Source organism: Tanticharoenia sakaeratensis NBRC 103193, from assembly GCF_000963885.1.
GTDB classification, from domain to species: Bacteria; Pseudomonadota; Alphaproteobacteria; order Acetobacterales; family Acetobacteraceae; genus Tanticharoenia; species Tanticharoenia sakaeratensis.
This window is the reverse complement of sequence record NZ_BALE01000019.1, coordinates 74,111-87,267: the sequence shown is the minus strand read 5'-3', so window position 1 is coordinate 87,267 and position 13,157 is coordinate 74,111. Positions and strand designations below refer to the sequence as shown.

The following is a 13,157-nucleotide window of genomic DNA, read 5'->3' as shown; positions in this document are numbered from 1 at the left end:
TGCGACCTGTGGCGTCAGGCGAAGCGCCCGGGACGATAATCCGCAAGGAAAGGGGTCTCGACGTTATCGAGAACCTCAATTGCGAGCAGGCGCCCGATGACGGGCGCCATCGTCATGCCGCTGTGCATGGAGGCGACATGGACATTGCCGAACGCGCTTGCGCGTCCGACGACCGGATGTCCGTCCACCGGCAGGACACGGTAGCCCAGTGTCATGTAGTCGAGCTTGGGCTTCGGCATTTTCGGAAAATACTGATGCAGTCGATCGAGAAAGCGCTGGCCGACTTCAGGGCTCGGCGCGAGATCGCCGCTGTCGCCGAAATTCGAACCGGTGACGATCCGCCCGTCCGGGTTCTGCTTGATGTCGCAATCCGGCGGCATGACAACCCGCGAAAAAATCTGCGGCATCGGTGCCGTGTGGGCGAGAACGCCACGCGAGCGCTTGAGCGGAAGCTTGATGTCGGCCATGGCGGCAATGGGCGGCGCATCATTGCCCATCGCCAGAACGACGGCATCGGCAGCGACCAGGCCCTGCGTGGTCTTTACGCCGGCGATCCTTCCGTCCTGAATATCGAAGCCCGTCACCGACACGCCGGTTCGCAACACGGCGCCCTTCGTCGTTGCGGCGTCGACCAGGGTATGGGTCGTGGCGACAGGATCGAACGTCCCGTCGATGCTCGACCGCCATGCGGCACCGAACGGACCCGGATCCACGCCCGGCAGCAGACCCAGAAGATCGGCACGCCCGATCTCGCCGATCGGGTAGCCCCATTCCTGAAGGCGGGCGAGTGTCGCGCGCATCTTCTGAATCTCGCCCGGTGCGGTTCCATGCCAGGCGATGCCGCCACCCCACTGAATCTCGAGCTTCGGGCCGATTTCCTGCTGCAGGCGATGCCAGTCCAGAATACCCATCAGATTGAGCATGTAATAGGATTGCGGCGTCTTGCTGAACGCATTCAGCCACGCGAATGAATTGCGTGACGTCCCCGATGCAGGCTGCGACTTTTCAAGGATGGTGACGGCGGCGCCATAGGATTGCAGGTGGTAGGCCACGGATGCGCCGATGATGCCCGCACCCACGACGACCACGCGCGTCGGTGACCGGGCGCGACCGAGTCTCGGTATGGCGGAGAGCCCGAGTGCCCCGCCCGTGGCCAGTAGCTGTCTGCGTCCGATCATGTGCCTGATCTCCCGATGTGTTCGACGTGTCGCTCTGGAAACGATCATGAAAGGCGCGGGCGCCGGTGGCAAGCGGAACGCCATCCGCAAACACGCTGTAACGACAGTCATATTCCGTTCGGTTCTTATCGGCGGACAGAGTTTCGCTCAGTCCGGACAAATACCGGATCGTCGGGAACCGCGTCCCATCGTAGAGACGGGGAACCGGGGCGGCAGGCACGAAGCAGACCTGTCGGCCCGCAGGCCTTCAGTTTCCGGTGGACATCATGCAGACGCACTCCCCGATTGCGCGCGCGAGCCGCCTGGCGGAAATCGGAGTTTCGGAAATCCTTCGTGTCGTGGCCGAAGCGGCGAAACGCCGAGCGGAAGGGCGCGATATCATCATCCTGGCCGCAGGCGAGCCGGATTTTCCGACACCCGATCACGTCAAGCTCGCCGCATGCCGCGCGATCATCGAAAACGAGACCCGTTATACCGCACTCGACGGCACGCCTGCCCTGAAGCGTGCGATCGTCGGGAAATTCGCACGTGAAAACGGGCTGCACTACGAAGCCGGCGAAATCTCCTGCGGGGCAGGTGCCAAGCAGGTCATTCACAATGTCTTCATGGCGACCCTCGACGAGGGGGACGAGGTCATCGTGCCGACGCCGTGCTGGACATCCTATTTCGACATGGTTCGCATTGCCGGCGGCGTCCCTGTCCGGGTTCCGCTCACTGAAAGTCGCGGCTTCGTTCTGACGCCGGACCAGCTCGAGCAGGCGATCACACCGAAGACCCGCTGGCTCATGATCAATTCGCCGTCGAATCCGACCGGTGCCGTGTATTCCAGGGTAGAACTGGCGGCACTGGGCCAGGTGCTCGCGCGTCACCCGCATGTCGGCGTCGTCAGCGACGAGATATATGAACACATCGCGTTCGCTCGCGATCTGCCGCCCAGCATCGTTTCCGTATGTCCCGAGCTTCGGGCACGCACGGTCATCGTCAACGGCGTGGCAAAAGCCTACTCGATGACGGGCTGGCGACTTGGCTATGCCGCCGGACCGCGTGAGCTCATCGCCGGCATGGCGATCGTCCAGAGCCAGAGCACGTCCAACCCGTGTTCCATCAGCCAGGCCGCCGCGATTGCAGCCCTGTCGGGGCCGCCCGACGTCGTGGCTGCCCGGCGGGAGGCCTTTCAGTCCCGGCGTGATCTGGTGCTTGCGGCCATCGGTGCGATTCCGGGTCTCACCTGCTTTCCGCCCGGCGGGGCCTTCTATGCTTTCGTCAATTGTACCGAGCTTCTGGGCAGTGGCGGTGCACGGCAGGCGGGCATTACGGATGATGCTGCGTTCTGTCGTTACCTGCTCGACAAATGGGACCTGGCCCTCATCCCGGGCTATTGTTTCGATGCGCCCGGATATGTTCGTCTGTCTTTTGCGGCGTCCGAAGCGGAGCTGATATCTGCCATGGATCGCCTGGCCAAGGGTGTTGCGCATCTGATGCAATAAGGCAGTGTTGCACGGAGAAGGAGCTCTGCCATGACGTCCGATCCCCGCAATGTCGTGCGTCGCATCGCGCGTGGTGGCGATGCCGTCTATGGCGCGCCTCTGGGAATCCTGATGCTCGATGCGCGTTTTCCGCGCGTTCCCGGAGACATGGGAAACGGCGAGACGTGGCCGTTTCCGGTGCGGTTTTCGATCGTGCGCTCGGCAACCCCTGAAGAGATCGTTCTCGGCGATCCCCGCGCGTTTCTGCCTGCCTTCGTGGAGGCAGCCCGCGCGCTGGTCGCAGAAGGCGTGCGCGCGATCACCACGAACTGCGGGTTCCTGGCGGTCCTGCAGACCGAACTTGCAGCCGCGGTCGGCGTGCCGGTCCTGGCATCTTCCCTGATGCAAGTGCCCTGGGTGCAGGCGATGCTCCCACCCGGGCGGCGGGTCGGCATCGTGACCATCAGCCGGGCCGCGCTGACGCCGGCCCATCTGGCGGCGGCCGGTGCGCCTGCCGATACGCCGATCGAAGGCACCGAGGGAGGTCATGAATTCTTCCGTGTCCTGATCCGGGCGGAAAAGACCACACTCGATCTCGATCAGGCCGAACGCGATGTCGTGGAGGCGGCCTTGCGGCTGATGGCAACCCATCCCGATGTCGGCGCCATCGTTCTGGAGTGCACCAATATGCCGCCTTATGCGGCGGCCGTGGCGGCTGCAACGGGACTGCCGGTCTATGACATCTATTCCGCAGTGACATTCTTCATGGCCGGGCTTGTGCCACGGCGGTTTCATGTCGATGCGCGCTATCTCGTTCGGGAAGGGGAGGACTGATGGATCTCGGATTGGCAGGGCGCCGTGCGCTGGTCTGCGGTGCGAGCCGGGGCATGGGGCGCGGCATCGCCGCACGCCTGCATGAAGAAGGCGCGGCCGTCGTGCTGGTCGCGCGATCCGCGGATGGTCTGGCAGCGGTGGTGCAGGATCTCTCGGCCCTGCGCGATGCGCCCGTCGCCTGGGTCGCGGCCGATCTGACAACGGAGGCTGGCCGGCATGCGGCCTTCGAGGCCTGTCCGGCGCCGGATATTCTCGTCAATAATGGAGGCGGCCTGTCGCCCGGTCATTACACCGAGTGGGACCGGGCTGCCTGGCAGGCGGCGTTTGATCTGATGCTCCTGCCGGCGGTCGAAATGATCCGGCTGCAGGCGCCCGGTATGGCGGAACGGGGATATGGCCGGATCATCAACATCCTGTCGCGCAGCGTGAAGTCGCCACATGCGCCGCTCGGTCTGTCCACGGCTGTGCGCACGGGTGTCGCGGCCTATTGCGCAAGCATGGCGCGTGAACTGATCGGCCATGGCGTGACCATCAACAACATCCTTCCCGGAATTATCGATTCCGATGCGCAACATGCGCATATCGCATCTCTGGCGGCGGCATCGGGACGCGACGTTGCGGACATCCGGGCTGCGCGCGCGGCTGCAAATCCGGCAGGGCGGTTCGGTTCCGTCGAGGAAATCAGTGCGGCGGTGGCCTATTTTGCCAGTGCTCTCGCCGGTTTTGTGACGAACCAGAACCTTCTGGTCGACGGCGGAGATTTCGCCGGAACATTCTGATGCCGCACATGACATTCCAATCCGGAATGTCTGGCCCATAATGTTTTGATCTATTATCGTTGCGCATCCATGGTGTCGGAAGGGATGTTCGACGTGCATGGCGCGTCGGTGGTGAGCGTTCACAGGCGTGTCCAGGGTTTCTGAAACAGGAACGAGGTTTGACCTGATGAGCAATGTGTGGCCGGCCGGACGGCCAAGAATCGGGATCGCCCATTCCCATTACGACATGAAATCCGAAATTCTGCGTCGCATCCCGGACGCTGATTGCCGGCAGGCCACCAACCTCGACGATTTCGCGGCTTTTTCCGCCGATATCGATGTGCTCGTCATCTCGATGCTCTGGCAGGACAGGATCTTGGAAATGGCGCCCCGGCTCAAGCTGGTCCAGTCCGTGAGCGCCGGCACCGATCATTATCCGAAAGACGCCCTGCGCGAGCGCCGCATTCATCTGTGCAGCGCCCTGGGCGTGAATGCCAATGCCGTGTCCGACCATGCACTGGCTCTCATGCTGGCGATGAGTCGGCGGCTTCCGGAAGCCTTCGGCGATCAGGCCAGATCCTACTGGCGTCCGACAAGTTCCGACCCGGCCCAGCGGCTTCAGGAACTGAGCACGAAAACTGTGCTGCTGGTCGGTTACGGCCATATCGGGGCTCGTATTGCGCGTCTGTGTCGTGCATTCGGCATGAATGTCATCGTCATGCGGCGCAATGCATCGGCCGGAGCCGATGGCGGCCTGCGGCTGATTTCTTCCGACGCCTTCATCAAGACGCTGCCGGAGGCCGATTTCGTTGTGCTGGCCTGTCCGCTGACATCGGAGACGCAGGGCCTGATGAGTGCTGAAGCATTCGCGGCCATGCGATCGGATGCAGCATTGATCAACGTCGCGCGTGGGCGCGTCGTGGACGAGGCGGCCATGATCGCGGCACTGAAGGACGGGCAGATCGAGGCCGCAGCGCTCGATACCTTCGTGGAAGAGCCCCTGCCGCCGAATTCGCCGCTGTGGACCCTGCCGAATGTCATCGTCACGCCCCACGCGGCAGGCGAGACACAGTTCTACGAACGCAATGTCGTCGATATTCTGCTTGCGAATATTGCCGCAATGGAGACCGGAAGCGCATTGACCAACCAGGCGGTGTGAGCGACCGTTCCATTCCGAGGCGATATCGAAAGAGAGAAAAAGCCATGCTGACCCGCCGCACATTTTCGACCGCTCTGGCGTCCGCTGGTCTTTTCGGTGTCGCGGGGGCCTCTTCGGGCGCACACGCGGCGGACGACGACATGCTGGCCCGCATCCGGTCGAGCGGTCATCTGCGCACCGGTGTCATCGCGGGCGCGGAGCCGTTCTTTCACAAGGATCTGGTCGGCGGAACATGGACCGGCGCCTGCCTGTCCATGGCGCATGACCTCGCGGCCGGCCTTGGCGTGACGCTGGATCTGGTCGAAGCCCAGTGGGGCACGTCGGTCATGGACCTGCAGGCCGGAAAGATCGACGTGATGTTCGCGCTCAGCCCGTCGCCGCAGCGCGCACTCGTCATGGAATTCAGTGACATCGCCTTCAATAACCCGTTTACGGCCATCGTCCGTCCCGGCCTGAACGTGTCGTCCTGGTCCGACCTGGACAAGCCCGAGATACGGGTCGCCTTCGATGCGGGCTCCTCGCATGACGTGTTCGTCCGGCGCACACTGACCCATTGCACGCCCGTTGCCGTCGCGACGCCCACGGATGCCGCGATGGCATTGCAGACAGGACGTGCGGATTGCGTCGTGCAGGTCGTGGTGATGGCGGCGGTCATGCATGCCCGTGCGCCCGGCATGGGGGCGCTCGTGATGCCGAAGCCCGTGTCGCATCAGCCCAGCTGCATCGGCATCCCGGCTGAGAACAGCGAGCGTTTTCTGGTCTATATCAATAACTGGCTGCTTTATAACCGCTCGTCCGGCATGATCCAGAAATGGATGATCGATGCCCTGCAGGAGCAGGGCGTCGCGGCGGATTCGTTGCCGCCCGGTCTCGAGTTCTGAGCCGGGATCATGCATTATCACTGGGATTTCGCGCAGATCTGGCACTATGCGCCGCTGTTCAGGACGGGCATCGAATATACGCTGGGCTTCACCCTCGTCAGCATGCTCTGCGGCATGGCGCTCGGCCTTGTACTGGCATTGGCGCGCCGGACGGGTTTTCGACCGCTGACGCTCCCGCTCGGCCTGTTCGCCGAAATCTTTCGGTGCACGCCGGCACTCGTGCAGCTTGTCTGGTTCTACTACGCATTGCCCGTCCTGCTCGGCATTTCGCTGTCGCCGGCCACGGCGGCGCTGATGGCGCTTTCGATCTACGGAGGCGTGTTCTATGCGGAAATCTTCCTGTCCGGTCTGGCCAATATCGAGCCCGGGCAATGGGACGCGGGACGCGCGCTGGGGATGACACCCGCGGTGCTGATGTTGCGCATCATCCTGCCGCAGGCGCTGCGCCGGATGCGTGGACCGCTGGTGAGTCAGGGTGTTCTTCAGCTCAAGAACACGTCTCTGGTGTCTGTCGTGACCGTGCCTGATCTTGTCTATCAGGGACAGCTCGTGGCTTCCGCGACCTACCGGCCGCTCGAGGTCTACAGCACGATCGCCGTGATCTATTTCTGCCTGCTGTTTCCACTGACGCAGGCTGCCCGCCTGCTGGATCGGGGGGTGGCATGAGCGACGCGACCATCCCGGGCGAACCGATGATCGCCGTTAGCGCGCTGCGCAAGAGCTTCGGCCAGAACGTGGTGCTGCACGATGTGTCGCTCGACGTGCCGCAAGGTGGCGTCACGGCACTGATCGGCCCGAGCGGCTCGGGAAAATCGACGCTGCTGCGCTGCATCAATCTGCTGGAGCGACCCGATGGCGGGTCGCTCCGGGTGGATCGAACCGTGCTGGATTTCGACCGTGTGGGTCGAAAATCCGCGCTCCCCGCGCGGGCCCTTGCGGAAATCCGTGCGGAAGCCGGCATGGTGTTTCAGTCCTTCAACCTGTTTCCGCATATGAGCGTCATCGAGAACGTGGCCAGCGGGCCGATTTACGTGCGGCGCATCCCGCGTGCGACGGCGATGGAACGGGCGCGTGCGTTGCTCGATCGGGTGGGCCTTGCCCACAGGGCGGATGCGTCGCCCGCCATGTTGTCGGGCGGGCAGAAGCAGCGTGTCGCCATTGCGCGTGCGCTGGCGATGGACCCCAGGATCATGCTGTTCGACGAGGCGACCTCGGCGCTCGATCCGGCCCTGGTGGGCGAGGTTCTGTCGATCATGCGCACCCTCGCTGATGACGGCATGACCATGATCGTGGTGACGCATGAAATGGCATTTGCGCGCGATGTCGCCGATGAGGTCGTGTTCATGGCGGACGGATACGTGGTCGAGCGCGGTGCGGCGCGCCAGGTGATCGAGGCGCCGAACGAGGCGCGCACGAAGGAATTCCTGCGGCATTTCCATTTGGGGGCAAGCGCCTGATGCCTGGGCACATCGCGATCATTGGTGCCGGCATCGTCGGCATCACGACGGCCATCGAGCTCCGCGCACGCGGCCATGACGTAACGGTGATCGGGCGGGACGCGCCCGGCAGCCGTCGGGACGCGAGTTTCGGCAATGCGGGCTGGCTGAGCCCCGGATCTGTCGTGCCGATGTCCACGCCCGGGATGTGGCGCAAGGTGCCGCAGTATCTGCTCGACCCGCGAGGACCGCTGACGATCCGCCCGTCCGTTCTGCCGGCCATCGCACCTTGGCTGCTGCGCTTCACTTTCGCAGGGGCGACCGAGAGGCGCGCGCGCCGGATCGCGGCTGCGTTGAGCCCTTTCCTTCGCGATGCGGCGGCGCGCCATGCAACGCTCGCCGCCCGCATCGGCGCGCCTGAACTCATCGTGCAGGACGGCCTGCTGATCCCCTATCGCGATCGGGCAGCCTACGAGGCTGACGCCTTCGCATGGTCGCTACGTCGGGAGAACGGGGTCAACTGGACGCTCCTTGAAGGCGAGGCGCTGCGATCCGCATCGCCCGGTCTGTCGACGGACTACACGCTCGGTGCGTTCCTGCCCGATGGCGGCCACTGCGCCAATCCGGGCGGCTATGTCGCGGCCCTTGCAGCCCATGCGACGCGACAGGGCGTGGTGTTCCACGCGGCAACACTTGGGCGGGTTCGGGCGCGTGCAGGCATGTGGATCCTCGACTGCGGCGCGCGGCAGATCGCCTGCGATCAGGTGGTGGTTGCGGCGGGTCTGAATTCCGGGCGGCTGGCGCGTCGGTTCGGCGACCGGATCCCGCTGGTGGCCGAACGCGGCTACCACGTGCAGACGACCACGCCGATGCCGACGTTCGGCGTGCCCGTGATGCCGGGCGATCTGAAGATCGGCGTGACGCCGATGCAAGGCGGATTGCGGGCAGCCGGACAGGTCGAGTTCGCGCCGCGCTGGCGTCGTCCGAGCCGCGCGCGTGCGGAGATCGTGCGTGCGTGCCTGAAGATTGCGGTCCCGGACGTCGGTGATGCATCCGTCACGTCGTGGATGGGCAGTCGGCCGTCCACCCCGGACTGCCTGCCTGCGATCGGGCCGTCCCGGCGTGCCCCGGGCGTATTCTACGCGACCGGGCATGGCCATCTGGGGCTGGTCAGCGCGCCTCTGACGGCCGAGCTGATTGCGGACATGATCGACGGGCGTCCGCCGGGCATCGACGTTCAGCCCTACGATCCGGGACGCTTCAAGCGTCTCCTCGTCTGACGTCATGAACGCAGTGTACGATCGCCTGGGAGTTGCGGCACTGATGCTGGCGGTTCTGCTGGCCGTGCTTGACTACTCCGTCGTGAACGTGGCGCTGCCGGCCCTGTCGCAGGCCCTGAAAGCAACTTCCGCCGCCAGCATATGGGTGGTCAATGCCTACCAGATTGCATCGTGCACGATGCTGTTGCCTGCCGGTGCGCTGGCCCAGCGATGGGGCGCGCGCAGGATCTGCCTGACGGGGCTCGGCGTGCTGATTGCGGGTTCGGTCGGATGCGCGGCAGCACGCGACATCACGATGCTGGCCGCAGCACGGATCGTGCAGGGGCTCGGTGGTGCTGCGATCCTCTCGGTCAGTGCGGATCTGTTTCGGCGCCTTTACCCCCCGGCTGCGATCGGTCGGGCATTGGCTTTGTCGTCCATGACGGCATCCATCGCAGTGGCGATCGGTCCCTCCGTTGCGGCCGTGGTGCTGCATGTCATGTCGTGGCGGGGATTGTTCCTCTTCAACATTCCGCTCGGTCTTGTGGCGTTCGGCCTCGGATGGCGTTTTCTGCCGCGCGCGTCAGGTCTTGCATCCGCCCGGCTGGATCTGCGCGCCGTAATCCTGAACGCGCTTGCGTTCGGCGGCGTGCTGCTGGGCGGCGACTGGCTCGCCCATGGCGGCAACCGTGCAGGCGGCCTCTGCCTGCTTGCAGCGGGATGTGCGGCGCTGGCCGCCTTCGTGACGGTCGAGCGGCGACGGGAGCATCCGATGCTGCCGCTCGACCTTCTGGGACGCCCGGCCTTCAGTATCGCGGCCCTGACCTGCGCGATGGGCTATCTCGCGGCCAATTTCTTCATGGTCTCGATCCCGTTTGCCCTGACGCGCGATGCAGGACGCAGCGTGGAGGAGGGCGGTCTGCTTCTGACGGGCTGGCCCGTCGGGATCGTCCTCATCGCACAAGTCGCGGGACGCCTGAGCGATCGTCTTTCCGCAAGCGTCGTCTCGTCCTGCGGGTTGGGAATCGTGGGCGCGGCCTACAGCATGACCGCGTTCATCCGACCCGAAAGCAGCGATTTTTCCATCCTCGCGCGGTTTCTGCTGGCCGGGATCGGCTTCGGGCTGTTCGTATCGCCCAACAATCGCGCGCTGATGCTGGCCGCGCCGCATGCCCGTTCCGCCGGCGCGAGCGCCCTGCTGTCACTTGCGCGCCTGCTGGGGCAGACCTGCGGCGCGATGGCCACGGCCTTCGTGTTCGCCCGTGTCGCACAGGATCGCACGACGGTCTGCCTGCTGGCGGGCGCCGGCACGGCCTGGGTCGCAGCCGTTCTGAGTGCCGGTCGCGCCTGGCTTCCGGCAGCCGCACTCCCGATCGGACGGTCCTGATGCTGCTTCCGCGCCGCCTCATGCCCTCGATTCCGGAGCTGGTGGCATTCGAAGCTGCAGCGCGGCACGAAAACTTCAGTGCAGCGGCGGAAGAATTGTGTCTGACGCAAGGTGCGATCAGCAAGCAGATCCGCAATATCGAGATCACACTCGGCGTGTCGTTGTTCGAACGGCGACGCAAGCAGATCGTGCTGACCCGGCAGGGCCGGGCGATCCTGCCCGAAGTCGTCCAGATCCTCCAGCAGATCGCGGCGACGACCTATCGCGTGCTGTCCACGCGCGACGATGTCGGCACGATCGACATCGCCCTGTTCTCGACGTTCGCCTCACGCTGGTTCATGCCGCGCCTGCCGCGCTTCCTGGCGCGGCATCCCAAATTGCAGATCAATGTCCGCACGGTGTTCGAACCTTTCAGTTTCGAGGATATCCCGTGTGACGTCACGATCCACTACGGTCAGCCGGTCTGGCCGAACGGACGTCTCAACCATCTCTTCGACGAGGAACTGGTGGCGGTCTGCAGCCCGGCCTATCGCGACCGCCTCGGACTGCATTCGGTGCAGGATCTGTCCCGCGCCGCGCTGATCCAGCTCAGCACCCGGCCGGCCGTCTGGGAATACTGGTTCGACAGTGTGTCCGTCGTGCATGACAACCCGTTCTGCGGACATGTTTTCGACCAGTTCAATGCGACGATCGACGCGGCGATGCTCGGTCTGGGCATGGCACTGGTGCCGTCGATCTTCGTCCAGCGCGAGCTCGACGATGGCTCGCTCTGTCGGCCGGTCGCCAACAACATCGCGGGGCAGGGTGCGTATTATGTCGTGACACCCACCGAGAAATCCCACGATTCCGCAGTGGATGCGGTCGTGAAATGGATCATGGCCGAGGCTGACAGCCCAGCCGGCTCCGCCTCCGGTTCCTGACCACCAACACGAAAGAATATTCATGACCGATATCGCCTATGTCGACCAGAATACCCGACGCTCTCGTGCCGTCATCGCCGGCAACACGGTCTACCTTGCCGGTCATACGGCCGACGATCGCAGCGCAAACGTTTCCGAACAGACGCGCAATGTTCTGGGAAAGATCGAAGCCCTGCTGAACGAATGCGGGTCAGGCAAGGATCATCTGGTGAGCGTGACGATCTGGCTCGCCTCGATGGACGATTTCGCGGCGATGAATGCCGTTTATGACGCGTGGATCGTGCCGGGGCGTGCGCCGGCCAGAGCATGCGGAAAGGTCGAGATGGCATTGCCGGATATTCGTGTCGAGATCATCGCAACGGCCGTTCTGAAGGGCGGCTGACGCTCCGGCAGAGTCGAGGCCAGTCAGCCCGGAAGCGGGCTGTCGGTCCATTCATTACCCTGCAGTTCCGGGCGCGAGAAATCCTGCAGCGCCTGAAAATGCTTTGCCCGGTCTGCGACGAACAGGGCGCCTGCGATCCCGCGGGCAAGCCGGTCGGCGCCATCGCTGATGGCCGGAATGTCGCCGCTGATCTTTCCGTGTGACAGTGTGGCCGGGTAGCAGAAACAGTGTATCTGCCCGAGACCGGGCGTTGCGGACGGATCACGTGGCTGAAAGGCAAAGGCAGGATCGAGGTCCGGCGACAGTGCAAGCTCGGGATTGATCCGGCCGTTCACGCGATTGTCCTGCTCCGGCATGAATCGATCCTGCCAGAAACGGATGTTGTCGGCGAACGCCGCCAGTTCCGGCCGGTGTGCGAGATCGACGGAAAAACCCGTTGCCGCAATGACGAAATCCGTCTCGATCGCACCACGGGACGTTTGCAGCCTCACGACACCATCATTTAGCGAAGCGCTCTCGACCGCGCAATTCAGATGAAAGAACGCGTTGTCATGACGGGCGACGCGCAGCGTGCTGAGGCGCGGCGGCGGTACCTGCTCGCTCGTCGCGTAGTCCAGAAACCGCCATTTCCAGTCGTCCGGCAGATGGGCGAACCCATGTGTCACGCCGGGACTGCCGATCCCTGTGAAGCGGTTGATGCGCGGCAGGTCCGGCCGGCGCACCAGCATGTCGACCCGCGCCGCGCCATGCTCCAGCGCTTCAGCCGCATTGTCCATGGCCGAAGCCCCGCCACCGATCACGACGACGCGCTTGCCGGCCAGACCGTCGAAGTCGATCGGTGACGACGAATGGACGCAGACCGTAGCCGGCAGGGCTGCCAGAACGGGCGGGAGATAAGGACCGCCCAGTCCGTCCCGTCCCGTCGCAAGGACCAGACATCGTGTCAGAACGACGCGTGGCACGCCATTCTTCACGAGATGAAGCGCGAGTATCCCGTCAGATGCCTGGGTAACGGACAAAAGTCTCGTCTCGTTTTCGACGGGTATGTCGAGAATGGTGCGGATCCAGACCAGATAATCCATCCAGAGGGCGCGCGGAATGAACCCAAGCGCCTCCCATGCCATGCGGCCGAAGCGATATTCGTACCACGCCCGAAATGTCAGGACAGGGATGCCGAGACAGGGGCCGGGCAGCGTCTTCGGAGAGCGCAGCGTCTCCATGCGGCCATAGGTGACCCATGGCCCTTCCTGTCCTTCAGGCGCGGCATCATAGACCACATGATTGCGAATTCCGGCCTTCAGCAGGGCGCCTGAGGCCGCAAGTCCCGCCATGCCAGCGCCGACGATGACGACATCGCGCACGTCCTGTCCGTTCCAGCGAATTGGTGGCACCCAGTTCTGGGCCGGGACGTCGATCCAGCCCAGTTCCTCGCGAACACGGGCATTGAGTGCATCCAGTCCCGGCGCCATATCGCTCGCTGAAGTCATGGCATGGTTG

Annotated in this window: 13 protein-coding genes; 11 read left to right on the top strand and 2 right to left on the bottom strand. The window is 64.2% G+C overall.

Translation table 11 applies throughout. The features are described 5' to 3' along the window. Window positions 1-14: 14 nt before the first annotated feature. Window positions 15-1,178: an NAD(P)/FAD-dependent oxidoreductase gene (locus B8446_RS08545; RefSeq protein ID WP_158507540.1), complete on the bottom strand. Its 1,164-nt coding sequence runs from the start codon at window positions 1,176-1,178 to the stop codon at window positions 15-17. 266 nt (window positions 1,179-1,444) lie between these two features. Between B8446_RS08545 and B8446_RS08540 the strand changes: the two genes are divergently transcribed. The 11 genes from B8446_RS08540 to B8446_RS08490 all read left to right on the top strand — a co-directional run bounded on the left by B8446_RS08540 (window position 1,445) and on the right by B8446_RS08490 (window position 11,660). Next, window positions 1,445-2,665, top strand: coding sequence for a pyridoxal phosphate-dependent aminotransferase (locus B8446_RS08540; protein WP_048848961.1), 1,221 nt, complete (start codon window positions 1,445-1,447; stop codon window positions 2,663-2,665). A gap of 30 nt (window positions 2,666-2,695) precedes the next feature. Further along, complete coding sequence (locus B8446_RS08535) at window positions 2,696-3,478, top strand: aspartate/glutamate racemase family protein (RefSeq protein WP_048848927.1); 783 nt, start codon at window positions 2,696-2,698, stop codon at window positions 3,476-3,478. Beyond that, window positions 3,478-4,257: an SDR family oxidoreductase gene (locus B8446_RS08530; protein WP_048848926.1), complete on the top strand. Its 780-nt coding sequence runs from the start codon at window positions 3,478-3,480 to the stop codon at window positions 4,255-4,257. The genes B8446_RS08535 and B8446_RS08530 overlap by 1 nt, the downstream gene beginning before the upstream one ends. 166 nt (window positions 4,258-4,423) lie before the next feature. Beyond that, on the top strand, window positions 4,424-5,395 hold the full coding sequence (locus tag B8446_RS08525) for a D-2-hydroxyacid dehydrogenase (protein WP_048848925.1): 972 nt from the start codon (window positions 4,424-4,426) through the stop codon (window positions 5,393-5,395). A gap of 44 nt (window positions 5,396-5,439) precedes the next feature. After that, window positions 5,440-6,276: a transporter substrate-binding domain-containing protein gene (locus tag B8446_RS08520; protein ID WP_048848924.1), complete on the top strand. Its 837-nt coding sequence runs from the start codon at window positions 5,440-5,442 to the stop codon at window positions 6,274-6,276. A 9-nt stretch (window positions 6,277-6,285) separates the two neighbouring features. Next, the gene (locus B8446_RS08515) at window positions 6,286-6,942 is read left to right on the top strand and encodes an amino acid ABC transporter permease (protein ID WP_048848923.1); all 657 of its coding nucleotides are present in this window, start codon (window positions 6,286-6,288) and stop codon (window positions 6,940-6,942) included. After that, window positions 6,939-7,733 (top strand): amino acid ABC transporter ATP-binding protein, encoded by a 795-nt coding sequence (locus B8446_RS08510; RefSeq protein ID WP_048848922.1) that lies wholly within the window; start codon window positions 6,939-6,941, stop codon window positions 7,731-7,733. The genes B8446_RS08515 and B8446_RS08510 overlap by 4 nt, the downstream gene beginning before the upstream one ends. Beyond that, window positions 7,733-8,992, top strand: a complete 1,260-nt coding sequence (locus tag B8446_RS08505; RefSeq protein WP_048848921.1) for an NAD(P)/FAD-dependent oxidoreductase — start codon at window positions 7,733-7,735, stop codon at window positions 8,990-8,992. The genes B8446_RS08510 and B8446_RS08505 overlap by 1 nt, the downstream gene beginning before the upstream one ends. Before the next feature lie 4 nt (window positions 8,993-8,996). Continuing rightward, the gene (locus B8446_RS08500) at window positions 8,997-10,358 is read left to right on the top strand and encodes an MFS transporter (RefSeq protein ID WP_048848920.1); all 1,362 of its coding nucleotides are present in this window, start codon (window positions 8,997-8,999) and stop codon (window positions 10,356-10,358) included. Continuing rightward, a complete protein-coding gene (locus B8446_RS08495; protein WP_048848919.1) occupies window positions 10,358-11,278 on the top strand; it encodes a LysR substrate-binding domain-containing protein in 921 nt (306 codons plus the stop codon). The genes B8446_RS08500 and B8446_RS08495 overlap by 1 nt, the downstream gene beginning before the upstream one ends. Before the next feature lie 22 nt (window positions 11,279-11,300). Further along, the gene (locus B8446_RS08490) at window positions 11,301-11,660 is read left to right on the top strand and encodes a RidA family protein (protein WP_048848918.1); all 360 of its coding nucleotides are present in this window, start codon (window positions 11,301-11,303) and stop codon (window positions 11,658-11,660) included. A gap of 23 nt (window positions 11,661-11,683) precedes the next feature. On the opposite strand, the gene B8446_RS08485 is transcribed toward B8446_RS08490, so the two are convergent. Beyond that, entirely contained in the window at window positions 11,684-13,147 is a 1,464-nt protein-coding gene (locus B8446_RS08485) for an NAD(P)-binding domain-containing protein (RefSeq protein WP_048848917.1), read from the bottom strand. Window positions 13,148-13,157: the final 10 nt, after the last annotated feature.

Bases quoted from the DNA above. Each gene is read 5' to 3' on its own strand.
- B8446_RS08540 (WP_048848961.1), top strand. From the start codon at position 1,445: ATGCAGACGCACTCCCCGATTGCGCGCGCGAGCCGCCTGGCGGAAATC.
- B8446_RS08525 (WP_048848925.1), top strand. From the start codon at position 4,424: ATGAGCAATGTGTGGCCGGCCGGACGGCCAAGAATCGGGATCGCCCAT.
- B8446_RS08505 (WP_048848921.1), top strand. From the start codon at position 7,733: ATGCCTGGGCACATCGCGATCATTGGTGCCGGCATCGTCGGCATCACG.
- B8446_RS08495 (WP_048848919.1), top strand. From the start codon at position 10,358: ATGCTGCTTCCGCGCCGCCTCATGCCCTCGATTCCGGAGCTGGTGGCA.
- B8446_RS08515 (WP_048848923.1), top strand. From the start codon at position 6,286: ATGCATTATCACTGGGATTTCGCGCAGATCTGGCACTATGCGCCGCTG.
- B8446_RS08490 (WP_048848918.1), top strand. From the start codon at position 11,301: ATGACCGATATCGCCTATGTCGACCAGAATACCCGACGCTCTCGTGCC.
- B8446_RS08530 (WP_048848926.1), top strand. From the start codon at position 3,478: ATGGATCTCGGATTGGCAGGGCGCCGTGCGCTGGTCTGCGGTGCGAGC.
- B8446_RS08510 (WP_048848922.1), top strand. From the start codon at position 6,939: ATGAGCGACGCGACCATCCCGGGCGAACCGATGATCGCCGTTAGCGCG.
- B8446_RS08500 (WP_048848920.1), top strand. From the start codon at position 8,997: ATGAACGCAGTGTACGATCGCCTGGGAGTTGCGGCACTGATGCTGGCG.
- B8446_RS08485 (WP_048848917.1), bottom strand. From the start codon at position 13,147: ATGACTTCAGCGAGCGATATGGCGCCGGGACTGGATGCACTCAATGCC.
- B8446_RS08535 (WP_048848927.1), top strand. From the start codon at position 2,696: ATGACGTCCGATCCCCGCAATGTCGTGCGTCGCATCGCGCGTGGTGGC.
- B8446_RS08545 (WP_158507540.1), bottom strand. From the start codon at position 1,178: ATGATCGGACGCAGACAGCTACTGGCCACGGGCGGGGCACTCGGGCTC.
- B8446_RS08520 (WP_048848924.1), top strand. From the start codon at position 5,440: ATGCTGACCCGCCGCACATTTTCGACCGCTCTGGCGTCCGCTGGTCTT.